The 24,491-nt window shown below is 29.6% G+C and carries 23 protein-coding genes and 1 pseudogene; 15 read left to right on the top strand and 9 right to left on the bottom strand.

Going from position 1 to position 24,491, the window contains the following annotated elements:
- The first annotated feature begins 36 nt into the window (after nt 1-36).
- From EJL03_RS05400 to EJL03_RS05370, 7 genes are all read left to right on the top strand, one after another.
- On the top strand, nt 37-888 hold the full coding sequence (locus EJL03_RS05400) for a DegV family protein (RefSeq protein ID WP_125152949.1): 852 nt from the start codon (nt 37-39) through the stop codon (nt 886-888).
- Nucleotides 889-892: 4 nt separating this feature from the next.
- Nucleotides 893-1,342, top strand: coding sequence for a PadR family transcriptional regulator (locus EJL03_RS05395; protein ID WP_125152948.1), 450 nt, complete (start codon nt 893-895; stop codon nt 1,340-1,342).
- Between the two features lie 293 nt (nt 1,343-1,635).
- A complete protein-coding gene (locus EJL03_RS05390; protein WP_125152947.1) occupies nt 1,636-2,655 on the top strand; it encodes a homoserine dehydrogenase in 1,020 nt (339 codons plus the stop codon).
- 67 nt (nt 2,656-2,722) lie between these two features.
- Nucleotides 2,723-3,100, top strand: a complete 378-nt coding sequence (locus EJL03_RS05385; RefSeq protein WP_243108669.1) for a TspO/MBR family protein — start codon at nt 2,723-2,725, stop codon at nt 3,098-3,100.
- A gap of 70 nt (nt 3,101-3,170) precedes the next feature.
- Nucleotides 3,171-3,680 (top strand): DUF2179 domain-containing protein, encoded by a 510-nt coding sequence (locus EJL03_RS05380; RefSeq protein WP_125152945.1) that lies wholly within the window; start codon nt 3,171-3,173, stop codon nt 3,678-3,680.
- 203 nt (nt 3,681-3,883) lie between these two features.
- Nucleotides 3,884-5,965 (top strand): methyl-accepting chemotaxis protein, encoded by a 2,082-nt coding sequence (locus EJL03_RS05375; RefSeq protein ID WP_341472416.1) that lies wholly within the window; start codon nt 3,884-3,886, stop codon nt 5,963-5,965.
- A gap of 86 nt (nt 5,966-6,051) precedes the next feature.
- The gene (locus tag EJL03_RS05370; RefSeq protein ID WP_125152943.1) at nt 6,052-6,549 is read left to right on the top strand and encodes a TspO/MBR family protein; all 498 of its coding nucleotides are present in this window, start codon (nt 6,052-6,054) and stop codon (nt 6,547-6,549) included.
- A gap of 74 nt (nt 6,550-6,623) precedes the next feature.
- Here the strand turns inward: EJL03_RS05370 and kamA are convergent, their stop codons facing one another.
- Together kamA and EJL03_RS05360 are read right to left on the bottom strand one after the other, a co-directional pair.
- On the bottom strand, nt 6,624-7,910 hold the full coding sequence (gene kamA / locus EJL03_RS05365; protein ID WP_125152942.1) for a lysine 2,3-aminomutase: 1,287 nt from the start codon (nt 7,908-7,910) through the stop codon (nt 6,624-6,626).
- Between the two features lie 31 nt (nt 7,911-7,941).
- A complete protein-coding gene (locus tag EJL03_RS05360; protein ID WP_125152941.1) occupies nt 7,942-8,721 on the bottom strand; it encodes a polysaccharide deacetylase family protein in 780 nt (259 codons plus the stop codon).
- 158 nt (nt 8,722-8,879) lie between these two features.
- Here EJL03_RS05360 and EJL03_RS05355 point away from each other — a divergent pair, with 158 nt between their 5' ends.
- The 3 genes from EJL03_RS05355 (at nt 8,880) to EJL03_RS05345 (ending at nt 11,605) form a co-directional block, all read left to right on the top strand.
- Nucleotides 8,880-10,013 carry an alanine dehydrogenase gene (locus EJL03_RS05355; RefSeq protein ID WP_125152940.1) on the top strand — a complete coding sequence of 378 codons (1,134 nt, stop codon included), beginning with the start codon at nt 8,880-8,882 and terminating at the stop codon, nt 10,011-10,013.
- 83 nt (nt 10,014-10,096) lie between these two features.
- Nucleotides 10,097-10,732, top strand: coding sequence for a GntR family transcriptional regulator (locus EJL03_RS05350; RefSeq protein WP_125152939.1), 636 nt, complete (start codon nt 10,097-10,099; stop codon nt 10,730-10,732).
- A 186-nt stretch (nt 10,733-10,918) separates the two neighbouring features.
- Nucleotides 10,919-11,605 (top strand): phosphatase PAP2 family protein, encoded by a 687-nt coding sequence (locus EJL03_RS05345; protein ID WP_125152938.1) that lies wholly within the window; start codon nt 10,919-10,921, stop codon nt 11,603-11,605.
- A 69-nt stretch (nt 11,606-11,674) separates the two neighbouring features.
- Here the strand turns inward: EJL03_RS05345 and EJL03_RS16600 are convergent, their stop codons facing one another.
- The gene (locus EJL03_RS16600) at nt 11,675-11,809 is read right to left on the bottom strand and encodes a hypothetical protein (protein WP_279222062.1); all 135 of its coding nucleotides are present in this window, start codon (nt 11,807-11,809) and stop codon (nt 11,675-11,677) included.
- A 367-nt stretch (nt 11,810-12,176) separates the two neighbouring features.
- Between EJL03_RS16600 and bsh the strand changes: the two genes are divergently transcribed.
- Nucleotides 12,177-13,166: a choloylglycine hydrolase gene (gene bsh / locus EJL03_RS05340; RefSeq protein WP_125152937.1), complete on the top strand. Its 990-nt coding sequence runs from the start codon at nt 12,177-12,179 to the stop codon at nt 13,164-13,166.
- 203 nt (nt 13,167-13,369) lie between these two features.
- On the opposite strand, the gene EJL03_RS05335 is transcribed toward bsh, so the two are convergent.
- Nucleotides 13,370-14,443 carry a LuxR C-terminal-related transcriptional regulator gene (locus EJL03_RS05335; protein WP_125152936.1) on the bottom strand — a complete coding sequence of 358 codons (1,074 nt, stop codon included), beginning with the start codon at nt 14,441-14,443 and terminating at the stop codon, nt 13,370-13,372.
- Nucleotides 14,444-14,567: 124 nt separating this feature from the next.
- On the opposite strand from EJL03_RS05335, the gene EJL03_RS05330 reads away from it, so the two are divergent.
- The 3 genes and pseudogenes from EJL03_RS05330 to catA all read left to right on the top strand — a co-directional run bounded on the left by EJL03_RS05330 (nt 14,568) and on the right by catA (nt 17,056).
- Nucleotides 14,568-15,677: a glycerol dehydrogenase gene (locus EJL03_RS05330; RefSeq protein ID WP_125152935.1), complete on the top strand. Its 1,110-nt coding sequence runs from the start codon at nt 14,568-14,570 to the stop codon at nt 15,675-15,677.
- Nucleotides 15,678-15,998: 321 nt separating this feature from the next.
- Nucleotides 15,999-16,210 (top strand): annotated as a pseudogene (locus tag EJL03_RS05325) (zinc ribbon domain-containing protein).
- 180 nt (nt 16,211-16,390) lie between these two features.
- Entirely contained in the window at nt 16,391-17,056 is a 666-nt protein-coding gene (catA, locus tag EJL03_RS05320; protein WP_125152934.1) for a type A chloramphenicol O-acetyltransferase, read from the top strand.
- A gap of 122 nt (nt 17,057-17,178) precedes the next feature.
- Here catA and EJL03_RS05315 read toward each other — a convergent pair whose 3' ends face one another.
- The gene (locus tag EJL03_RS05315) at nt 17,179-18,021 is read right to left on the bottom strand and encodes a DegV family protein (protein ID WP_125152933.1); all 843 of its coding nucleotides are present in this window, start codon (nt 18,019-18,021) and stop codon (nt 17,179-17,181) included.
- 134 nt (nt 18,022-18,155) lie between these two features.
- Here EJL03_RS05315 and EJL03_RS05310 point away from each other — a divergent pair, with 134 nt between their 5' ends.
- Nucleotides 18,156-18,731: a TetR/AcrR family transcriptional regulator gene (locus EJL03_RS05310; RefSeq protein ID WP_125152932.1), complete on the top strand. Its 576-nt coding sequence runs from the start codon at nt 18,156-18,158 to the stop codon at nt 18,729-18,731.
- 174 nt (nt 18,732-18,905) lie between these two features.
- Here the strand turns inward: EJL03_RS05310 and EJL03_RS16595 are convergent, their stop codons facing one another.
- The 4 genes from EJL03_RS16595 to EJL03_RS05290 all read right to left on the bottom strand — a co-directional run bounded on the left by EJL03_RS16595 (nt 18,906) and on the right by EJL03_RS05290 (nt 24,292).
- A complete protein-coding gene (locus EJL03_RS16595; protein WP_279222061.1) occupies nt 18,906-19,784 on the bottom strand; it encodes a hypothetical protein in 879 nt (292 codons plus the stop codon).
- A gap of 353 nt (nt 19,785-20,137) precedes the next feature.
- A complete protein-coding gene (locus EJL03_RS16590) occupies nt 20,138-22,264 on the bottom strand; it encodes a collagen-like protein (RefSeq protein ID WP_125152931.1) in 2,127 nt (708 codons plus the stop codon).
- Between the two features lie 114 nt (nt 22,265-22,378).
- Complete coding sequence (locus EJL03_RS16585) at nt 22,379-22,996, bottom strand: collagen-like protein (protein WP_164509004.1); 618 nt, start codon at nt 22,994-22,996, stop codon at nt 22,379-22,381.
- Nucleotides 22,997-23,455: 459 nt separating this feature from the next.
- Nucleotides 23,456-24,292, bottom strand: a complete 837-nt coding sequence (locus EJL03_RS05290; RefSeq protein ID WP_125152930.1) for an exosporium glycoprotein BclB-related protein — start codon at nt 24,290-24,292, stop codon at nt 23,456-23,458.
- Nucleotides 24,293-24,491 lie beyond the last annotated feature (199 nt).

Here is a 24,491-nt window from a genome sequence, read left to right as displayed (position 1 = left end):
AATAAAAACACATAATAGATGAGGGAGGAAAATAAATTGGAGAAGATTGCAATGATAACAGATACTACTTCGGATTTATCAGAGGAGTTTATAAAAGAATATAATATTCAGGTGTTACCTTTTAGAATAATATATAAAGATAGAGAATATAGGGATAAATTAGATATAACCCCAAAGGAAGTATATGATAATTTAGAAAATGAGGTGCCGACATCATCATTACCATCCATGAAAGATATGGATGATATGCTAAGTAATCTTGAAAAGCAAGGATATACTCATGTAATAGCAGTAACCTTATCTTCTGGGTTATCAGGAATTTATAATGCTTTTAAGATAGTAAGTGAGAATCATCCTAATATAAAAACTTATATATGCGATTCAAAATCTATATCTATGGGGGAGGGTATAATAGTCAAAGAGTGTGCTGAGATGGTACGAGAAGGTAAAAAATTTGAAGAAATAATCAAAGAAATACCTAATATTCAAAAAAGAACAAAGTTGTTTTTTGTGGTTGGTACTTTAGAATATTTAAAAAAAGGTGGAAGAATAGGTAAAGTTTCCGGGACCATAGGCGAATTACTTAATATAAAACCGATAATAGCTGTTGACTCCAATGATGGAAAGTATTATACCTTTGATAAAGTAAGAGGTAGAAAACAATCTATCAATAGACTTCTTAACACAATAAAAAATATCATTAAAGATGCTAAACATAAAATTTATGTTTGTCATGGAAATGCATTAGAAGAAAGTAAAAAAATATGCGATAGCATAAGAAATTATGAAAATGTTGAAGATGTATGTTTTGCAGGAGAAATAAGCCCTGTATCTGGTGTACATAGTGGACCAGGTTTGGTAGGAGTTGTATTAGTAAGGGAGCCATAAAAATATGAGTAACTTTAGCTTAGGGGAAGATACAAAAGCAGAAGAAAAAAGATTATATGATGATTATAAAAGAAAACTAGCGGAACTTAAAAAAGTTGAAAAGGAAAAAGAAGCAGTAGGGCAGGTTTTTACAAAGGGACTACTGCCCCTATATGTTTTATACGTATTGGACTTAGGACCTACAAATGGCAATGATATAGCACATCAGATTGGTGAAAGAACTAATGGGTTATGGATACCAAGTACTGGGGGAATATATCCACTTCTTAAAAAGTTTGAGAAGGCTAAATTTGTAGAAGGAAGATGGGATAATTCTAAAAAGAAAATGCAAAAGATATATACTATAACAGAAGAAGGAAAAAGAGAATTAGGGGAAAGAAAACATTTGTTGAAAAATAAGATAGAGGAAGCCTTAAAAGTATTTAAAATAGTTTATAAGGATTTGTATGGCTAAAGTGAATGTGCTATTATAGCAATGTATTCACTTTTTTTTTTATATATTACATATTTTGATAATTAAATTAGTATGTTATAATAAATTTGTATAATTATATTTATAAAGTTTTTAATTTTAAAATAATTTTTATTTAAAGATTTATTAAATGTTTAAAAGGTATATAGGTTATTTAACCTATGAAGTTTTTTAGTTTATGAAAAACTAAGGTAACTTAAGAATAGTAAATATCCATATAACTTTCAAAAAAACGATTACAATAATATAAAGTTTAAGAGGGAAAGGGGATAACTATGATTAAAAAAATAATTTTATCAGGGTATGGAAATGTAGGGAAGCAGTTCGTTAAATTGTTCAGTGAAAAAAAAGAATACATTAAAGAGAAATATAATTTGGATCTAATCCTTAGTGGTATTATAGGAAATAAAGTATGTATATTTGAGGATGAGGGGATTAATATAGATTTATTATTAGGGTGTAAAGACAGTTCAGATGGATTAATGGAATATGGAAAAATTAATAAAGAATCTTTTTATACTTATCCAATTTATGAAGGAGATGTATTAGTTGAATGTACTTATGGAGATATTGAATCAGGAGATCCTGCATTAAGACATATATTATCTTCAATAAATAGTGGAATGGATACAGTAATTCTTTCTAAAGGAGCTTTAGTAAGAAATTTTAATATAATAATGAATTTAGCTAAAAAAAAGAAAACTAAAATCAAATATAGCGGAGCAACTGCTGCTGCATTACCTACTATGGATATAGGATATTACTGTTTAGCAGGATGTAAAGTAAGTTCTATAGTTGGAATATTAAATGGAACAACAAACTATATATTAACAGAAATGGAAAAGGGAAATTTGAATTATGAGCAAGCATTAAATATAGCTCAGACTAAAAATATAACAGAAAAAGATAATAATATGGACACAAGTGGTGTAGATAGTGCTTGTAAAATATTAATATTAGCAAATAGTTTTATGGGGTGTAGTAGTAGTTTTGAAAATATCAAAATAAAAGGAATTAATGAAGTAAAAAAAGAAGATATTATTAATGCTAAAAAAACAGGCAAAAAAATAAAATTGGTAAGTAGAGCATATTATAATAATGGAGAAATTCAGTTAGAGGTTAAACCAGAATTAATAGATAAGGAAAATTTATTATATGGTGTAGATGGAAGTAATAAAGGAATTATATTCAATACAGATACTATGGGAGAAATTTGTGTAATTGGAGGAGCGTCAAATACAAGAGGAGCTGCTGCTGCTGCACTAAAAGATTTAATAAATTTATATAAAATATAGTATTAAATAATATAAGTGGTTAAAACTAATATTGTATATTAAAAAGGATGTGATATTAGTGGAAACTATGAAGAGAATAAAAAAACCAACATTTATGCCACCACAGTGGATATTTGCTCCTGTATGGAGTATATTATATACTCTGATTGCAATTTCGGCAGTAAGAATACTATGTCTAGGTAAAAAGGGGAAAAGAATAAAAAAGGCTATGATATTTTTTTCTGTACAACTTGTTCTTAACATATTATGGCCATATATATTTTTTAGACTTAAGTTAAAAGGTTTATCTTTTGCAGAATTGTTAACATTACTAGTTTTTATAATACTTACTACAGTTGAATTTATTAAAATAGATAAAGTGTCAGCATATTTGTTAATACCGTATTTATTTTGGTCAACTTTTGCGGCTTATTTAAATGGTTCTATATGGTATATGAATAAATAATAATTTTAGAGAATATCAAATGTTATTCTCTAAAATTATTATTTTTTATTATTTATAAAGGGGTGGGGTTATGATAGTTTATATTTTTATTTTTTTAGCTAAAATTTTAGAGGTATCTCTTATGACTATAAGAACTGTTTTAATAACTCGAGGGGAAAAAATATATGGTTCTATAATAGGTTTTGTAGAAGTTTTTATATGGTTATATTTAATAAATAAGGTATTGGTAGGAATAAGTGATGATCCTATAAGAATGGTAATTTACGCATTAGGGTTTGCATGTGGGAACTATTTAGGGTCTATTATAGAGGAAAAATTAGCTTTGGGACTTTTGACTGTTAGTGTTATTGTTTCAGAAAAGGATGGTAATAAATTAGCTGAAGCATTAAGAGGGGAAAATGTAGGTGTTACAAAAATTACCGCGGAAGGTATAAACGAAAATAAAAATATTCTTATGGTTCATGCAAAGAGAAGAAGAAAAAATGAAATTGTAAAAATAATAGAAAAAACTCATGTTAGATCTGTTATATCAATAAATGATACTAAAACTATTTATGGAGGATATGGTATAAGAAAATAAAAAGTAGTGTTAACTTTAATATTTTCTATACGACTAAATAAATAAAGTGTAAAATTATACAGAATCGCAATGATAAAATATGATAATTATCCAAAATATTTTACAAATTTTATTGATATTTACCAAAAAATGATATATTATACACTTGAAGGAGTTTTTTTATTTTTTACTAGGTTAAAACATATGAAAAGGAGGGGGTTAAAATTAGATCAATAAAACAAAAATTAATAGTTATAGCTGTATTATTAGTCTCTATACCATTTATAATATCTAATTTCATTTATAATTTTTATATAACTAGAAATTTAAAAAATCATATTTTTGAGGATCATAAAGTTTTAGCTAAAACTATAGCCAATGGTGTTACGGATTATATGGATAAAGCTTATTTAATTACAGAAGAATTAGTAAATAATGACAATTTAAAGGAGTTTGACAAGAATAAACAGTCCAAGGCAGTAAAAAGTACTATAGAAAGGAATCCATATTTTGATTTGTTTTGTGTACAAGATTTAAATGGAAATCAAACAGCAAGGAGTAGAGGTAACCTTACTAACAGAGGAGATAGATGGTGGTTTAAACAATCAATAACAACTCAGAAACCTTTTGTAAGTAAATCATATTTGACTGTAAATGATGATTGTGAAGCTATTAATTCAGTTATTTTTCCTATAATAAACGATTTGGGTAAAATGGTAGGAGTTATGGATGCGGACTTAAAGTTAAATGAACTTCAAAAAATGGTTGAAAAATATAGTAATAAACAAACATATGCATATATTATAGATGGAGAAGGTGCAGTTATCGCTCATCCAGATAGAATACAGGTAAGTGAGATATATAATTATAAAAGTTCTAAAAAAACTGTAAGAGTAAGGGATGAGTCCGGTAAGGTAATTAAGGATAAAAATGGCAGTCCTAAAACAGAGAAAAAAACTATAGAAGTTCCAGAAAAATTAAAATTAATAACAAATGAAGCTTTAGGTGGTAAGAATGGAGTTGCAGAATACAATGATACAAGTGGAAATAAGATTATTAGTGCTTATCAAGGAATAAAGCTTCCTGGAGAATCTCAAAGTTGGGCTGTAATAACTGTAGAAAATGAAAAAGATGCTTTTATAATGATAACGAGTATAAATAATAAAATAATACTTTTTGGAGTTTTAATTTTATTATTGGTTGGAATTTTAACATATTTTATATCAAATAACTTTACAAAACCTTTAATTGAATTGGCTAAGTTAACCAAAAAGGCCTCTGAAGGAGATCTAACAGTATGCAGTGGTTATAAATCTAAAGATGAAATAGGAACTTTAAGTAGTGCATTTAACATCATGATTGGAAATATGAAGGCATTAATTAATAACATACATAAAGCTACAGAGGTGGTTACAGAGTCTTCAGAATCATTAATGGCTTCAACACAGCAAACTTCAGGATCTATAAACGAAGTTGCAAAAACTATAACTGATGTGGCAAGCAGTACGGATTCAGGAGCAGAAGATGCAAAAGAGGGTGTACAAGCCGCAGGTGAACTTTCTAGTGAATTAGATTTAGTTGTTTCTCATATAGAGGAAAGTAGACAATCATCCCAAAAAGTTTATGAAATATCTAACAAAGGTTTTGAAACTATTAAAAAACTTGAAGAAAAAAATGAAGAAAATAGTCAGGTTTCAAAAAATGTAACACAGGTTATAAATTCCTTAAGTGAGAAAGCAAATAATATAGGATCTATAGTTGAAACTATAACATCAATATCAGAACAGACAAATCTACTTGCACTAAATGCAGCTATTGAAGCAGCAAGAGCAGGAGAGGCGGGAAAAGGATTTTCAGTAGTGGCAGAGGAAGTAAGGAAACTCTCAGAGGGTACAGCCGAGTCTACTAATAATGTAAAGGCTATTATAACTAATATTCAAAAAGATGTGGAAAGAGCAAAAAATACTATAAAAAAATCAGAACTAGTGGTTATAGAACAAAATAATGCAGTAAATGATACAAGAAACACATTTAAGGACATAAATCTTTCTATAGAGAATGTAGTAGAAAAGATTAATAATATTACAAGAAGTTTAAATAGTGTAGATGACTCTAGAAATAAACTTTTAACAGTAGTGGATAATGTGGCTAATGTATCTGACAATATAGCCGAGGCGGCACAAAATGTATGTGGTGCTACGGAGGAGCAAAATGCGGAGATGGAACAAATTAATGCTTTAGTTGAAGAACTTAATACTATGGCATTAAAGCTTAAGGATGAAGTTAAGAATTTTAAAACAGAATAAAAAAATATGAGGTAAGGATAACTTTACCTCATATTTTTTTATTTTTAGCATATTATGTATTGATAGAATTTTAATTAGAGGGATAAATGAAAAAAAATATTTTTAAAGTCAATGGGAAAAGTAATATAGGGACTTTGCTTATAAGTATACTAATAGCTGAATTAATAGGAATGCTGTCAGCATTGTTTTCCGGAGATATAAGAGGGGTTTTCCAGAGTTTACAAAAACCTTCATTTGCTCCTTCAGCAAACGTATTTTTAATAGTATGGATTATATTATATGCGTTAATGGGTATAGCAGTTTATAGGATATGGATGATAGGAAAAGAAGGTATAGATGTTAAAATGGCATTAAAGTTTTATAATACTCAGTTATTATTGAATTTTTTATGGAGTATAATATTTTTTAGATTTGGGCTCATAGAACTAGCATTTTTTGAATTGATGCTTTTAATATGTTTTGTTATTTTAACAATTTTAGAATTTTATAGATATGATAAAATTGCAGCTAAACTTATGATACCATATCTTTTATGGATTATATTTGCTGCAGTATTAAACTGTTTTATTTGGATTCTTAACTAATAACATAGTAACCAATCTATTTTAAGTTTTAGGCTGTTTGTAAAAAATTACAACAGCCTTTTTATATATGAAAATTATTGATTTATCCTATCTTCATGAAGTTTTTTATATTCTGCAATTCTTTCTTTTCTATCTAGGGATCTAGGTTCTAGGTTCATTCTTTTATTTTCTAAAAGGGATAGTACACCTGTAGTAGGTTCAATTTTTTTACCTGTACAAACATCGCAAGAACATTTATTTTCTTCAAAGTGTTCGGGTTCTGTATAAGTTGTTATTACCCCTTCATAATTTCTAAGAACAATTTTATTTGAGGCTTGACTTATTAGATATTGAGGCATTACTGGAATTTTGCCACCACCGCCTGGTGCATCAACAACAAAAGTAGGAACACAAAAACCAGAAGTATGTCCTCTTAAACCTTCAATTATTTCTATACCCTTTGACACTTTGGTTCTAAAGTGTTCAATTCCTTGAGATAAATCACACTGATATATATAATAAGGTCTAACCCTCATTTTTACTAATTTATGAATTAAATTTCTTTGAATGTAGACACAATCATTTATCCCTCTTAATAAAACAGTTTGGTTCCCAAGAGGGATTCCGGCATTAGCTAGCTTTTCACAAGCGTTAATAGAATATTCAGTTATTTCATTTGGGTGATTGAAATGGGTATTTAACCAAATAGGATGATATTTTTTAAACATATTTACTAAATTATCAGTTACTCTCATTGGATTAACTACAGGTACTCTTGATCCTAATCTTATTATTTCTACATGAGGAATTTCACGTAGGTTTTTTATGATATATTCAAGCTTGTCGTCATCTACCATTAATGCATCTCCACCAGATAAAAGTACATCTCTTATTTGGGGAGTATTTCTAATATACTCAAGGGCCATTTCAATTCTATTTTTAGGCATAGAAGCATCAGTATGACCTGCAAATCTTCTTCTTGTACAATGTCTACAATACATTGAACACATATCCGTAATTAAAAATAATACTCTGTCAGGATATGCATGAGTAAGTCCTGGTACAGGTGAGGTAGCGTCCTCATGAAGTGGGTCTGACATATCAACGCTAGAAAAATTTAGCTCTTGTATGGTAGGGACTGCTTGTTTTCTTATAGGATCATTTATATCATTTGGATCTATTAATGAAGCATAATAAGGGGAAATACCCATTCTCAAAGTTTTTAAACATTTATCTATAGCATCTTCTTCTTCAGGTAAAATATTTATAACTCTTTTTAATTGGGATATTGTAGTAATTCTATTGCGCAACTGCCATTTCCAATCCATCCATTGTTTTGGGCTAACATCTTTCCATAATTCTATTTCTCTGTAATCTCTCATAAATAACCTCCATTCTATCTATTAATAAAAATTATATCTTTTTATTTTTATTAAGATTTATAATTTGTATTAATTCATTTAGTCTAATGTGAATGTCCTTTTTTATACCATCTCGTTTATAATGATGATCCGTTGGGTCTAATAAATAGCTATGTGTTATAGCTAAAGTTTTATTATTTTTTTTAATTGCATTTTGCAACATTAAAACTAGTTTATCTAAAGAGAAATATTCAAGTCTTAATTCCTCTTTATCGTTAAATGCATACACAGGAATAGGGGTTAATATATTTTTAGTAATTTTATATTGCTGTCTATATATATTATGAGATTCATATGTTATATTTGTGGCTTCAGAAAGCGCCTTAGATGTGTTATCATCCATAGAGAAATATCCTCCTCTAAAGATCTCAATGGGAGTTATACCTTTATTAGTTAAATAATCCATACAATGCTTTATTATCATTTTTTGTTCAGGATAAGAATAAGCGGTAAGGTATTCTTCATTTTTTCTAATAAAAGGACAAAAATTTAATATTTTTTTTGGCAAATTATCTGGATGAATATGAAGACCAAAAATGACTTTATAATTTTTGATTTTTTCTGTCAAATTTAATTTACAAAGCATTTCTGCAAAATAAGGGGTTATAAATAAAATAGTATAAATATTATTTACAGAAGTTAATTCTAAGATTTTCTCTAAATTTCCAACATTATTTTCTAAGTTTTTATCGAAATTAGTGCCCTCACAATCTATTGAGAGAGCAAATTGGAAACCAGAATCTTTAAATAATTTATTTAAATTACCTGTCATAGTTGTCCCCCTTTAATCATACATATTGAAAAATTACAACTTACACTATATAATAAAGTTGTAACTATTAACAACTTTATTATACTATATGAGTTTTTTGTTGTCAAAAACTTTCATGTAACAATTATATAAAATTTTTGTGAACGAGGGGGAATTTTATGAAAACTTTAGGATTTCCAAGAATGCATAAAGAAAAGAATGAAAAAAGAGATTTTTTGCCAAATATTTTTAAAATGCTTAAAGCAGATAGTGTAGAAATTTATTTAGAAAAAGGATATGGTTCAGGGATGGGTATGAAGGAGGAAGACTATTTAAAGGCAAATAATAATATAAGGTTCGTTTCTAATAAGGAATGTTATGAAAAGGATATTATAGTTGTACTTAGGTCACCAGAATTTATGGAAATAGATTATATGAAAAATGGAAGTACTCTTATTAGCATGTTACATTATCCAACTAGAGCCACAAGAGTAAAAAAGCTAAAAGAAAAAAATATATTTGGCGTTTCTATGGACTCTTTAAGAAATGATTTTCTAGAAAGAATAGTTGTAAATTACAATGGGACCTCTGGGAATGGAGTAGAGTTAGCTTTTCAAGAATTAAGCAATTCATTTAAAGATTTTTATTCCAAAGATAGGGAACCAATAAAGGTTAGTATTATAGGCATGGGAATGGTAGGACTTTATGCAGCTAAATCTGCAGGTAAATATGGGAATTTAGAATTAAATAAGAAAATGAATCAATTAGGGACAAAGGGTATAACTGTAACAATGTTACCAAGAAGTATAACTAAAGATAGACATGAACTTATAAAAATTTTAAAAAATACAGATATATTAATTGATGCTTCTACAAGAGATAATTCATCTAAATATATAATCTCAAATAGTTTGTTAGCTCAATTAAAACCACATTCAATAATATTAGATTTAACTGCGGACCCTTATTTAATAGACACTGATCCTATTCAGGTTAAAGCTATTGAAGGTATACCAACAGGTACTTTAGATAAACCTGTAATTTACATTAATGATTCTATTTATAATACTATTCCTGAAGGGGTAAATAAGGAAAATAAGAGGATAGTTGTAAGTTGTAATGCATGGCCAGGAATAAAACCTAAAGAGTGCATGCAACTATATGGAATACAACTGTTACCTATTATTCAACAAGTTATAAAATTAAATAAGAAAGATTTTAAATGCAGTAGTGATGATTATTTTACAAGGGCAATATATAGGGGAACCATAGAGTATTTTGAGAAATATGAAAAAATGGTAGAAAATAAATAGAATTTGGTGTAATATAGTATGGGACTACAGGATTAATACTATAATTTTAATAATTATTTCATATTTAATGGAGGATTAGATAAATGAAAGGTCACCATGGAGGGGCAGTTTATAAAAACATAGCGTTAGATATAGCTAATAAGATACTTATAGGTGAATTAAAAACAGATGAAAAGATAAGTGGAAGGTCTACATTAGCAAGTATGTATAATGTATCCCCAGAAACCATTAGGAGAGCTATAGCACTCCTAGAAGACATGAGAGTGGTTTCTTCAACTAAGGGAAGTGGAATAGAAATTTTGTCTGTATCTGCAGCGGAAAGATTTATTGAAAAAAATAAAGATAATGAATATTTAAGTACAGTAAAAGAAAATATATTTAGATTAATAGATAAGAAGAAAGAGTTAGATACTGAGATTCAATTAAATTTTGAAAAGATACTTGATTTTATAGACAGATTCAGAAATATAACTCCCTTTACATTAATAGAAGTGGAAATAAATGAGGGATGTAAGGTAATTGGGAAAAAAATAAATGAATTAAGATTTTGGCAAGCAACTGGAGCTACTGTTGTTGCCTATAGAAGAAAAGATGATATAATGATATCTCCAGGACCCAATTATATATTTAGAGAAGGAGATACAATAGTAGTAATAGGAAATAACAATGTATACGATAAAGTATATAATTTCATATATAACACTTATATAGAAGAATAGTTAATAAAACTAGAAACATCGGAAGCTTCCGATGTTTCTAGTTTTATTCTAGTAATATTATATATTTTTTGATATAATATCAATTAATTATTATGTTTCATTGATTTTAGACAAAAGGTGGTAATGCATTAGTACATATATCTATAAAATAATTTTATTTAAATACACTTATAAGCACGAGGTGATATGTTGAAAATAACTATAGAAACATTTATAAAAGATTACAAAGAAAAAGATGATAATTGGAAATGGTTTTTTACAGCTATTGTTATGGGAATTGTATCAATAATATTGTTTATTACTTTAATAATTAATTATATAAACAAAGAAGGTAAATTTCTAATAGATGTAAAGGCTATTAATTACGTAAAGAGTATAGAAAATAATTTTTTAGATAATTTCTTTAAGTTTATAACTAATTTTGGAGATCCTTTATCTATAATAATAATGACAGTTATAGTTGTAGCGTTTTTATTTACTAAGACTATGAAAAAAGAAGCTATATTTTTCTTATCTAATATTGTAGGTGTTTGGCTTTTTAATGAACTGTTAAAACATACATTTAAAAGAACAAGACCTATAGAAAAAATAATAATAGCAAAGGGATATAGTTTTCCAAGTGGTCATTCTATGGCATGTATGGCTTTTTCTATTATGATTATATATTTAATATTTTTATATGTAAAAAATTTAAAATTAGTATACATTATTAGCATACTTGCACTGCTATTTTCCATAATTATTGGGGTAAGTAGAATTTATTTAAGAGTACATTTTTTTACTGATGTACTTACAGGATGGTTTGCTTCAGTATTTTGGGTAAGTATTAATATAGCGGCACATAGAATTTATTGTTATAAAAATATTATGTAATATAAAGGTTGCTATTTAATAGTTTGTAACTGTTAAATAGCAACTTTTTATCTAATTTTGATTAAAAGATTATTTAGAACTGAGTTTGTTTAATATACCTTTAAGTATTCTTGAGTTACGTCCTTCGTCTCTTGATGCAATGTTGTAAAATTCTTCTACTAATTTTATAGATTTTAATAAATTTTTACGACGATAACCAATCAAATAGTCCTCCTTAGCACAAGTTCTACAAATTTTTTTGTTAGGCAACAACGTCCAATAGTTCTAATTAAGATGTTATAGTTGATGTTAATACGTATAAAAACCTTCCCCAGTTCAAAGATTAATAATTATTATTAATTGTAAGAAAGGAAATGATCATATTTATAGATTATATTATGAAAGCTTCAGTTTATAAGCAATTTCTAAAAAGTTCATCTTATTGTAATTCATTATTAAAAAATTGCAGATATAATAAATAATATTATTGTTGTTAAATAATAAATGAATTGTTGTGAAATACTATTATTTATACATACAATAATTTATTTATATTTTATAAAGAAAATAATAAAAAAGGGTGTGTTAATATATGTGTACTAGTTTAACTTTAAAAACTAAAGATGGACATAATATTTTTGGACGTACTATGGACTTTGCTATACAATTTAATGAATCAGTTAACATTATTCCTAGGAATTTTGTTTGGAGTACCGAAGTGGATAAAAAAGAAAGGAAAAGTAAATATGCTACAATTGGGATGGCTGTTGTTATAAATAATCACCCTGTTTTAGCAGATGGAATGAACGAAAAAGGATTAATATGTGCTACACTGTATTTCCCAGGGTTTTCTCAATTTGAAGAAAAAACTGTGAATAATAAGGAGAATGTACCAAGCTATGATTTTGTATTTTGGGTATTATCTCAATTTGAGAATTTAAATCAGGTAAAGAAAGCTTTAAAAAACATGTCTATTGTTAACAAGACTCTCTCAATATTAAATTTTGCCCCACCTTTGCATTGGATTTTGACTGATAGATCAGGTAAAAGTATAGTTGTAGAAAAAACTAGCAGGGGTCTTGAAATATTTGATAATCCAGTGGGTGTTATGACTAATAGCCCTAATTTCCAATGGCATCTAAGTAATTTACGCCAATATATTGGTTTAAGACCAAAACAATTTGAAAATGCTATGTGGGGGGATTTAGAGTTAGCTGCTTTTAGTCAAGGTTCAGGAACCTTTGGGTTACCTGGGGACTTTACACCTCCGTCTCGTTTTGTTAGGGCAGCTTATTTAAAGAATAATATTGCTGATACTGATAATGAGATAAAAGGAATAAATGGAGTGTTTCATATTCTATCTAATTGTGAAGTACCAAAAGGCGTAGTTTTAAAATCAGATGATTTAAGCGATTATACTTTTTATACATCAGCTATGTGTAGTGAATCAGGTAATTATTATTATCATACCTATGAGAACAGACAAATTTCTGTTATTAATTTATATAATGAGGATTTAGATTCTAATGATATAAAAGAATTTCCAAATATAAAAAAGGAGTTTTTAAATAAAATTAATTAAATATAAAGTTATTTATAAATTTAATTTTTAATGTTTATAATAAGTTTTAATAAAATAAATCTGTAAGTAGCTAAGAAATTAAGTTTTAGCTGTTTTTTTATAGCTTAATTTAATGTTTAAGTTAGCTAAGGAAAAGGACAGGATAATAAGCAGGGGTTATTATATAGTTACATAGATTATAAATCTATGTAACTATAGTAAAATTAAATTTTTTCATATATTATATTTAATTGATTTATTCTAGTAATATTTAATTTTTTATATATACTTTCTCTATGGCGGCGAACAGTATTTTCGCTTATATGCAGATTTTTGGCTATTTTTCCGTTGCAATACCCCATACGAAGAAAATTAGCTATTTCATGTTCACGTTTTGTTATACCTTTACTTTCCATTAAATTACTCCAGGCTCTATCTTTTTCTTGGCTATTATACTGAAAAAAAATGGCATAGTAAGTTATATAGTTAGAGCTATTTTCAGCTTTTGTAATTAAGTGATCAATGGATATTTGTATATTATTTTTGTTTTGGAGAGAATAGTGTTTTAGACCATACTTGATATGTAAAGGAAGAATTTTATTTTTAATTATTTGTTCAATATATTTAATAGATACATCCTCTAATGATAGTTTTAAAATATTTGTAGCTTCATTATTAATCTGAAGAATTTTAAAATTACTATCACACAAAATCATACCAATAGGTAAACGATGAAGTAGTGTATTGGCCGTTATAGTAGACATATTATTGTATATATGAAGATGAATTTGAAAGTGGGTTTCAATTATATTTCCAATTTCCTTTAAAATTATTTTTTCTTTTTTTGTAAATCCTATAGAATTTTTTTTATGGTAGACTGCGACAGCACCAATATATTTTTTGGTTTTTCCTTTTAAAAGTACTAGTGCTTCATAATAAAAATTATTTTGGGATAGTACATCCGTGTATAAAGTAGATGATTCGTATTCTTCAAAGGTCATAAAATTATCTATAGTTAAAACGGTTTCATGTAAATTTTTATTACAATTAGCAGGGGCAAAAAAATCTTGCTCATAGCAATAATTGTTATAAATAACCCTAGACAATTGATTAAAATTTGCATAAACAAGGCTATGATAATATCCTTTATTATCAACTAGTGGGAAAGCTGCTCCAGAAAAATTAAAATATTTAAGTATTGATTGAAGGGATTTTTCTTGGAAATTAATATCCATGGGAGCTAATTCCTTTGATAATTCTAATAAATTTTGATAATCTTGCTTATCTAAAATATTCACTATATCACCTCTGGGATAAATACCCTATATTAATAGGTTATTTATGTAATTGTGATTTCATTATATAAATACTATAATGAATTTGTCAATAAATTAACAATATTTTTGAAAGGAAGATATAATTATGGCAGTATTAAAATTATTACGGGCCCCATTGAAATATGTACAAGGTAAAGATGCATTATTAAAATTCTATGATGAAACGAAAGAGTTAGGAAATTCTTTTTTATTTATTTGTAGCAATAGTGGTTACAAAAATTGTTTTGATAAATTAAAAAAGAGTTTTGAGGGAACAGATTGTAAAATGCGTTTTGAGATTTTTGGTGGAACTAGCTCTAATGGAGAAATAGAAAAAATGAGAAATATAGTTATAGAGGATAATATTGAAGTTGTAGTAGGAGTTGGGGGCGGATCTGCAATTGATACAGCTAAAGCAACTGCTTATTATGAAAAATGTCCAGTAGTAGTAATTCCTACTGTATGTGCAACGGATGCTCCATGTACCGGATTATCGGTGATTTATAATGATGATGGTACTTTTAACAGTTATTTGTTTTATCCTAGAAATCCAGAGGTTGTTATTGTTGATACTCAGGTTATAGCAAGTGCTCCAGTAAAGTTTTTAGTAGCAGGTATGGGAGATGCTTTAGGAACATATTTTGAAGCAAGGGCTTGTGTTAGAACTGATGCTCCAAGCTTGGAGAATGGTGGTATTTCATTGTCAGCTATGGCTCTTTGTAAGTTATGTTATGAAACATTAATTAAATGTGGATATCAAGCTAAACTAGCTTGTGAAAATGAACTCATTACCCCAGCTTTAGAATCAATTGTAGAAGCTACTACATATTTAAGTGGGGTAGGAGCGGATAATGGAGGATTAGCAGTAGCACATTCTGTCTATAATGGTTTTACAGCTTTACCAGAGTGTGAGTATACAATGCACGGATTTTTAGTTGCTTTTGGTACTATTGCTCAGTTAGTATTAGAAAATGTTTCAAAAGAAGAAATAAAAGAAGTAATGGATTTCTGTTATAGCATAGGACTTCCGGTAACATTAAAAGAGCTTGGGATAACTGATATTAAGAGGGTACGTATTGCCGCTGAAAAAGCATGTATACAAGGTGAAACAATACATAATATGGCAGGTGATGTGACTCAAGATCAATTATATCATGCTTTATTAGCAGTAGATTTATTGGGCAAAGAATACTTAAATAATAATAAAAATCAATAAAAAAGAACTTCTTATATTTCATATCTATGAAATATAAGAAGTTCTTTTTTAAAAAGTCTTAATATTAGCATTTTAATAATTTATATAATAATTTATTAAATACATTTTTAAAGGGTAAGAAATAGATATTATAGAATTTAGTAATAAAAAAATAAGTTTGTAATTATATACAATACAATTTAATGATTAATAGGAAATAAAATAAATATTTATATATTACAAATATTGTATATGAACATACACAATATAAGGCTTTAAAGTTTTATTAACTAAATATGTGGTATAATTATGTTTAAATTATACAAAATTACAGGGGTAAATATGGAAAAGAAGCATTATATATGTCCAAAATGTAATAATGGGGTTTTTGAATCAGATCAATTTCAAGCAACAGGGGGAAATTTTGCAAAAATGTTCGATATACAGAATAAAAAATTTATAACAATAAGTTGTAAGAGATGTGGATATACGGAACTGTATAAAGGTGAAACTCTGATGGTTGGAACATTTTAGATTTCTTAATAGGGGGGTAACATTTATTCTAACTTGATTTCTAGGAACATACATATTGTTTATATAAGTATTTTTATTTATAAATTTAATATTTTACTCATAATAGACTATATAGCATATATATATAATGTAAGTGCATGAGGAATACTTTTAGAGATTGGGATATTTACTATGGAATATAATGAGTAGGAGTTGATTTTATGAAGTTTAATTTAATTAATAAAGAAAGTTGGGATAGATTACCTTATTTTAATTATTATATGAATGATATTAAATGTACTTTTAGTATAACTGCTAATATTGAAATTACTAATTTGCTAATGGAAATAGAAACAAATGAACTTAAATTATATCCAATTTTACTTTATATTACTTCAAACATAATAAATAAACATAAAGAATTAAGGACTTCTTTTGATGAAAATGGTAATTTAGGGTATTGGGAGAGCATTAATCCTTCTTTTACCATATTTCATGAGGATAATAAAACTTTTAGTAACATATGGGTAGAATATCTTGATGATTTAAGAATGTTTTATACTAATTGTATTTTAGAAATAAAAAAATATAGTAATGTAAAAAGACTTTTTGCAAAAAAAAATCAACCCCAAAATATCGTTCCAATTTCTTGCGTTCCATGGTTTAGTTTTACTGGAGTTAATTTCAATGTTTGTTCCTACGAAAAATTTCCATACCTTTTACCGGTAATAACGTATGGAAAATATTTTAAAAGAAATGAGGAAATATTTATTCCTATTTCATTACAAATACACCATGCAGTATGTGATGGTTATCATGCCACTAGATTTTTAAATGAATTGCAAAAAATGGCATGGAATTTTAAAACATGGTTAGTATTGAATTAAAAATATATCATAAAAATATAAAATTTTAACACTAGTAAAAATTAAAAATAAGATTCTAAACATCTAATTATATTTCATGTTTAGAATCTTTGTGTTTTAAGTACTTATATATCGAATTTTACTCAACGTATCCATGATATACCAAAGCTTTTTTCGCCTGTGTGCACGCTTATTACAGGAGACAGTTCTTCAATATCAATTTTATGTTCTGGATATATTTCTAAAACTTTTTCTTTTAATTTTGTAGCAAAGTCGTAACCATTTGCATGAGCTATTATGATCCTTGAGTTTGAAGAGAGTTTTTCATTTCTAATTAAGTCAATCAAGTTATTATAAACTTTATTCATGGTTCTTACCTTGTTTTTTATTATTATCTCACCTTGATCAAAACATAGGAGCGGTTTTATATTCATTAGTTTTCCAAATGATGAAGTATATAAAGAGATTCTTCCAGTTCGATGTAGATGCCCTAAATCATCTACAACTAAATATATTTTTGAGTTTTCTTTTATATATTCAAGATTTTCTATAATGGTTTCAATAGATCTTCCCATTTTTATTAACTCTAAAGTTTTTAATGCCATTTGTTTTTGAATTGTTGATGTAAAGGTAGAGTCAAAAACAATTATTCTATTATTTGAAAGTTGATTTTTCACCAATAATCCTGTTTGAAATGTACCACTTAACTTAGAGCTTATTGTAATATATATAATATATTCGTATTTTTTTAATAGTTCTTCAAAAAGGTTAAAAACATCTCCAACTGGTGGTTGTGATGTAGTTGGAAGATGCGAAGCTTGATTCATTTTAGTACAAAATTCACTGGGAGTTATATCTAAACCATCTTTATAGGATTCTTCATCAATTATTAGATGTAATGGTATTGAATATAAATTAGTGTTACTTTCTAGTAACTCAGCGTTAATTACAGCTGTACTATCAACAACAACAGCTATTTTATTCATCTAGTTCACCTCGTAAAATGTAATTTATAGTACAAATGATACACTTGTAACATTTATATATTTATCATATAATACTGTAAAGTATGAAGTCAATGAAATAAAATAAGTGTTACAAGTAAGGAGAAAGGTTACAAATGGGTGCAGATAAGGAGAGAATTAATCCTATAGTTTTAAGATCAAAAAATTGGATTGTTAATTCATTAATTGAATTAATGGATAAGAAGCCTTATAGTAAAATTACTTTAAAGGAAATTTCAGAAAATGCAGACTTAAGTAGGCAGACCCTTTATAGAAACTTTGCTACAAAAGAGGCTATTATAGAATACTATGTTGATGGTCTTTATGATGACTTTATAGAAATAGTTTCATCTAAAGATAATATAACATTATATGATTTACTTATTACATATTTTGAGTATTGGTATAAAAATAAAGAATTTATAAAAAAATTAATAGATAACAATGTATATTTAACTTTACTTGATTTACATTTAAAATATATTACTTCTATGGCAACAAATAAAAAGTTTAAAGGACTAACATTTATATCAAATGATGCTTATTATAATCACTTCTCAGCAGGGGGACTATGGTTTGCTTTAAAAAAATGGATTGAGGATGATACTAAAAAAACGCCAAAAGAAATGACAAATATTATTTTAAACTTCTATCATATGAAAGGAATAAATGTAAACAATATAGAAAGGTAAATTTTAATTATAATATGTTTATTTATGTAAATATTGTGTATTAAGGCGAGTTAAGCATTTATATGGAGTTATTAATATTATAAATTTTATATTTTTAATTTATTTCAATATTACGTCAACTCGACACAAATAAAACCCAGTACATGTTTTTTAATGTACTGGGTATATTTTAAATTAAATAAGTGCTATACTTGCGCTTAATAATCCTGAAAAAGTGAACTGTGATGTGCCTCCTGTTACTGTATCAGCAAGTAACAGTATTTTTTCTCCTTTAGTAACTGTAATGTTGTAATCAATAGTATCATACAAAATAGTACGATAAGCAATATTAAGAGAACTTGGAGTTAGCAGTAATGGAGTAATAGCTATTGGGTTAAATATTATACTATTTGTGGGTGCAGTATATATTCTTAAACGTAGGCTTGAAATACTTGATAATGTTATAGGCTGAGTAAAAACAAAGAAACCAGATAATGATTTTATAGTTATATCTTCAGGAACAATAAATGAAAAGTTTCCGTTAATATCAAATAAATCTATTGTGTTAGAAAAAAGATTTATATTCAAACTATGGTTTCCAAATCCTAGGAATATACCTGTATTTACTGTTGATCCACCACCATTGAATAAAGAAATAGTACTGTTACCATTGGAATAAGGTAGTATTGTAGAGACATTAGAATTAGTAGGCCCTGTGGCGCCCTGAATACCAGTAGGACCAGTTATACCGCGAAGTCCAGTATGACCGGTAAAACCCTGAATACCAGTAGGGCCAGTTATACCGCGAAGTCCAGTAAGTCCAGTAACACCTTGAATACCAGTAGGGCCAGTTATACCACGAAGCCCAGTAGGTCCTGTAACACCTTGGATACCAGTAGGACCAGTAATACCGCGAAGCCCAGTATGACCGGTAAAACCTTGAATACCAGTAGGGCCAGTCATTCCGCGAAGTCCAGTAGGTCCGGTAACGCCTTGAATACCAGTAGGACCAGTCACCCCACGAGGACAAGTACATTTATCACAATATATAATTTTATTACATCTATTTTTCAAATTATCACCCTCTATTTTTTAAAAATATTAATTACTATGTCAATAAAAATCTGATGATTTAATATATAATATGATTGGTTTAAGGTTTTGACATAAATAAAATTATATAATATAGTTTTGTAGGTTATAGAATGATTTAGACATTTTTAAGTATGTTTATAAATTATTTTTTATGTATTATAGAGGTGTTTTAATAGATCATTATAATATATTTTTATGTGTTCATAATTTTTAAATATGGAGATTATAATGAATTTAAATGTTACTAAATCTTTTAAACACATGGATAATACTGTCGCATTAGCGAATCTTTTACGATAATGCGACAGTTTTCACTTTTTTAATAATAGTATTTATGAAATCCTAAAGACAACAAGTTGAACTACATCAGGATCAGATAAATTACTTATGCTACCAGATATAGTTACATCTCCAGTTGATTTATTTGCTATACTTACTTGGTCACCCTGTGCTAGTGAGAATATTCCTCCACCACTTACTTGTTGGGTTTGAATACTAGTATTATCAATTCCAGCACTATTACCACCTGTTATAGTAGTATTGATTTTTATTCCAAATCCACCAGAACTACCTGCGTCTATTGCTACTGCATACCAAATAAAATATAAACCTGTAGTTCCTATTGTAACTATATTTCCTGTTCTTGTGATATCAGTTGAAATTTGACGAGTTACTGATAGTGGTGCATTAGCTCCAGTGGCTACAGTAGCAGTAGAAGTAGAATCATGTGTGGCATTTATATAAGAACTTGCAAGTGCAGGTCCAGTAGGTCCTGTAACGCCTTGGATACCAGTAGGTCCGGTTATTCCACGAAGTCCAGTAGGACCAGTGATTCCGCGAAGCCCAGTAGGCCCTGTAATGCCTTGAATGCCAGTAGGTCCGGTTATTCCACGAAGCCCAGTAGGACCGGTAACACCTTGGATACCTGTAGGTCCCGTAATACCACGAAGTCCAGTAGGTCCTGTAACGCCTTGGATACCAGTAGGACCAGTAATACCGCGAAGCCCAGTAGGACCGGTAACACCTTGGATACCAGTAGGACCAGTGATACCACGAAGTCCAGTAGGTCCTGTAACGCCTTGGATACCAGTAGGACCAGTAATACCACGAAGTCCAGTAGGTCCGGTTATTCCGCGAAGCCCAGTAGGACCGGTAACACCTTGGATACCAGTAGGACCAGTGATTCCGCGAAGCCCAGTAGGTCCTGTAACGCCTTGGATACCAGTAGGTCCGGTTATTCCACGAAGCCCAGTAGGACCGGTAACACCTTGGACACCTGTAGGTCCGGTTATTCCACGAAGCCCAGTAGGACCGGTAACACCTTGGACACCTGTAGGTCCCGTAATACCACGAAGTCCAGTAGGTCCTGTAACGCCTTGGATACCAGTAGGACCAGTGATTCCGCGAAGCCCAGTAGGCCCTGTAATGCCTTGAATGCCAGTAGGTCCGGTTATTCCACGAAGCCCAGTAGGTCCAGTTATTCCACGAAGCCCAGTAGGACCGGTAACACCTTGGATACCAGTAGGACCAGTGATTCCGCGAAGCCCAGTAGGTCCTGTAACGCCTTGGATACCAGTAGGACCAGTAATACCGCGAAGTCCAGTAGGCCCTGTAATGCCTTGAATGCCAGTAGGTCCGGTTATTCCACGAAGCCCAGTAGGCCCTGTAATGCCTTGGATACCAGTAGGACCAGTGATTCCACGAAGCCCAGTAGGCCCTGTAATGCCTTGAATGCCAGTAGGACCAGTAATACCGCGAAGTCCAGTAGGACCGGTAACACCTTGGATACCTGTAGGTCCCGTAATACCACGAAGTCCAGTAGGTCCTGTAACGCCTTGGATACCAGTAGGACCAGTAATACCACGAAGCCCAGTAGGCCCTGTAATGCCTTGAATACCAGTAGGACCAGTAACACCTTGGACACCTGTAGGTCCCGTAACGCCTTGAATACCAGTAGGACCAGTAACACCTTGGATACCTGTAGGTCCCGTAATACCGCGAGGCCCAGTAGTGCCAGTAGGTCCTGCAGGTCCAGTAGCCCCTGTAGCACCAAGGATGGTTTCCTCCGTTATAGCCAAATTGGCTTTTATTGTAGGATTAACGGCTAATGATACAGATAAATTATTGTTTATTAATGAAAAAGTATAAGGTATCGTTGTTACATTTAATAAAGCATTACCAGAGATTTGATCTATTTTTATAGGGGATTGCCCTTGTATTATTCTATTGTCTGACGTTTTTATAGCAAATGAAACGTAGTCGGCAGAAAATGATGATTGAGTATTAACCCACCAATCGATATAATATATGCCAAGTTTATATATTGTTATAACTCCTGTTCCTGAATCATAGATTATATCGCTACCGGTAGATAAAAGTGTATTATTAAATATAACATTTGTGTTAGGAGTTATAGTACCAGTAGTAGTTCTTTGAAGCTGAAGACTATTATTCGCCATATTATACACCTCATTTAATATTGATTTAATTACTTTTTTAAAATATAATTCACTGTTAAATATATTTTAAAAAACAGTGAATTATCTTTTAAATCTATAAGAAACAATTTGAAATTACCTGATTTTAATAACAGATACATTTAATTGTATTGTTGTATTTCCTAGTTGGATACTGCCTCCACTAGAATTTATGAATTTTAAATTTACAGGTGCAGAAGTTACAGTAATAACTGCGTTCCCTGATATCTGAGTAGGTAGTGATAATGTTTCAGCAGTAAAGTCTACATTGCCTGGTACCATTATTCCATTAGCAGCATCTAGAGTTAAATTTATTTCGGTGTCAGTTGTTTGTGCATCAGAAACGTTAATCCACCAGTCTACATAGTAAACCCCAAGTGTATTGAGTTGTATATCGTTTGAATTTATATTAAATGTTATTTCTGGTGATCCAGCGTCACTAATCAAAGTATCTAAAGGTATATCTGCCGAATTCAGTATTATACCAAGTTGTAATCCTGTTGTTTGAACTTGTATGCCAATCAAGGCTGCAGTCGGGCCGGTAACGCCTTGAGGACCAGTAGGACCGGTAATACCTTGAGGACCAGTAGGACCGGTAATACCTTGAGGACCAGTAGGTCCAGTAATACCTTGAGGACCAGTAGGTCCAGTAACACCTCTAGGACAGGTGCATCTACCACAACAAGGTATACATATTTTACATCTATTACTCAATGAATTCACCTTCTATTCTAATTAATTAAATTATTTTGCTATATAAATTATTAAGCATTACTATATAATATGATTTACTTTGATTTTGGATATTAAATTATTTATATAATGTGTTTTACTTAATAAAAGTGTTAGCTGTATTACATAATTGATTCTCATAATAGAATACAAAATGAAAAGTATACCTTTTGTGAAAGTTTTTAATATTAGGCTAATTTAATAATATAGACTTTATTTAGTTAATAGTCTAGAAATAGTGAAAGAACTTATTAAGATATTATTCTAACCTATTCTTTAAGTGAATAAAGTTTATAATATAACGATAATAAAGCAATAGATTTTCCTAAAAATTATAATATTAAATCTGTAATTTAAAAATTCCCTTGTATAATCATAATACAGTTTATTAACTGCAAATAAATATACAAGGGAGAAAGTGTTTTTTTACTAGATATAGAATTAGTTAAATGTTATTCCTGCACTTAAATATCCTGTAACAGTAGATGCTAAGCTTACACCTAAAGTATCAGAATCAGCAACTAATAATATTTTATCTCCTGCAGTAACAGGAATTGCTTCAGCACTAATACCACTTGCGGTAGTACCTACAACAATCACTCCTAATGGCGGAGTTAGTAATAAAGGAGTACCTACTGGAGTAAAGGTATTGCTACCTGCAGGGGCAGTGTATAGTGTTAAACGTATTTGTACTGGACTTAATAAAGTTACTCCAACTGTAGCACTAAAGAATCCAGCTAAGGATGTTATATTTCCAGTACGAGGAGCAACAAATGCGAAGTCAGAAACTGTAACACCTAAGGAGATAGTTCCAAGAGCAACATTAACTCCTGGGAAGGAGCTTCCAAACCCTAGTAATGCACCTGTATTTGTTGCGCCTCCTAAAACAGTTACTAATTCAACTGGACCACCAGACGCAAATGGTATTATAGCAGATGCACCAGTAGGCCCAGTAATGCCTTGAGGACCAGTAGGCCCAGTAATGCCACGAAGACCAGTGGGTCCAGTAATGCCTTGAGGACCAGTAGGCCCAGTAATGCCACGAAGACCAGTGGGCCCAGTAATGCCTTGAGGACCAGTAGGCCCAGTAATGCCACGAAGACCAGTAGGCCCAGTAATGCCACGAGGGCCAGTGATGCCACGAATACCAGTAGGACCTCTAAGACCAGTGGCACCTCTAGGTCCGGTTACGCCCTGACGACCAGTAGGACCAGTAGCACCTCTAGGACATGTGCATCTACCACAACAGGGTATACATAAATTACATCTATTACTCAATTAAATCCACCTTCTATTATAATAATTTTAATTATTCTGCTATCAAAATTGTTTAGCATTACTATATAATATCGGATTAACCCCTTTATTTTGGACAATATCTAATTAATTCTCGCCTTTTCTTATAATTACACCCTTACCTCAATATCAGTTAGCTGTTCTCCAGAATAGAGGTGGTAAAATTCATTAGGAGTCATAT

It is taken from the genome of Clostridium rectalis (genome assembly GCF_900626095.1).
GTDB lineage: Bacteria > Bacillota > Clostridia > Clostridiales > Clostridiaceae > Clostridium_AS > Clostridium_AS rectalis.
The sequence above is the reverse complement of the archived record's forward strand: the minus strand, read 5'-3'. Positions and strand labels throughout refer to the sequence as shown.

Coding starts and splice junctions, on each gene's coding strand:
- EJL03_RS05395 (WP_125152948.1), top strand. CDS start 893: ATGAGTAACTTTAGCTTAGGGGAAGATACAAAAGCAGAAGAAAAAAGA.
- EJL03_RS05390 (WP_125152947.1), top strand. CDS start 1,636: ATGATTAAAAAAATAATTTTATCAGGGTATGGAAATGTAGGGAAGCAG.
- EJL03_RS05385 (WP_243108669.1), top strand. CDS start 2,723: ATGAAGAGAATAAAAAAACCAACATTTATGCCACCACAGTGGATATTT.
- EJL03_RS05380 (WP_125152945.1), top strand. CDS start 3,171: ATGATAGTTTATATTTTTATTTTTTTAGCTAAAATTTTAGAGGTATCT.
- EJL03_RS05370 (WP_125152943.1), top strand. CDS start 6,052: ATGAAAAAAAATATTTTTAAAGTCAATGGGAAAAGTAATATAGGGACT.
- kamA (WP_125152942.1), bottom strand. CDS start 7,910: ATGAGAGATTACAGAGAAATAGAATTATGGAAAGATGTTAGCCCAAAA.
- EJL03_RS05360 (WP_125152941.1), bottom strand. CDS start 8,721: ATGACAGGTAATTTAAATAAATTATTTAAAGATTCTGGTTTCCAATTT.
- EJL03_RS05355 (WP_125152940.1), top strand. CDS start 8,880: ATGAAAACTTTAGGATTTCCAAGAATGCATAAAGAAAAGAATGAAAAA.
- EJL03_RS05350 (WP_125152939.1), top strand. CDS start 10,097: ATGAAAGGTCACCATGGAGGGGCAGTTTATAAAAACATAGCGTTAGAT.
- EJL03_RS05345 (WP_125152938.1), top strand. CDS start 10,919: ATGTTGAAAATAACTATAGAAACATTTATAAAAGATTACAAAGAAAAA.
- bsh (WP_125152937.1), top strand. CDS start 12,177: ATGTGTACTAGTTTAACTTTAAAAACTAAAGATGGACATAATATTTTT.
- EJL03_RS05330 (WP_125152935.1), top strand. CDS start 14,568: ATGGCAGTATTAAAATTATTACGGGCCCCATTGAAATATGTACAAGGT.
- catA (WP_125152934.1), top strand. CDS start 16,391: ATGAAGTTTAATTTAATTAATAAAGAAAGTTGGGATAGATTACCTTAT.
- EJL03_RS05315 (WP_125152933.1), bottom strand. CDS start 18,021: ATGAATAAAATAGCTGTTGTTGTTGATAGTACAGCTGTAATTAACGCT.
- EJL03_RS05310 (WP_125152932.1), top strand. CDS start 18,156: ATGGGTGCAGATAAGGAGAGAATTAATCCTATAGTTTTAAGATCAAAA.
- EJL03_RS16590 (WP_125152931.1), bottom strand. CDS start 22,264: ATGGCGAATAATAGTCTTCAGCTTCAAAGAACTACTACTGGTACTATA.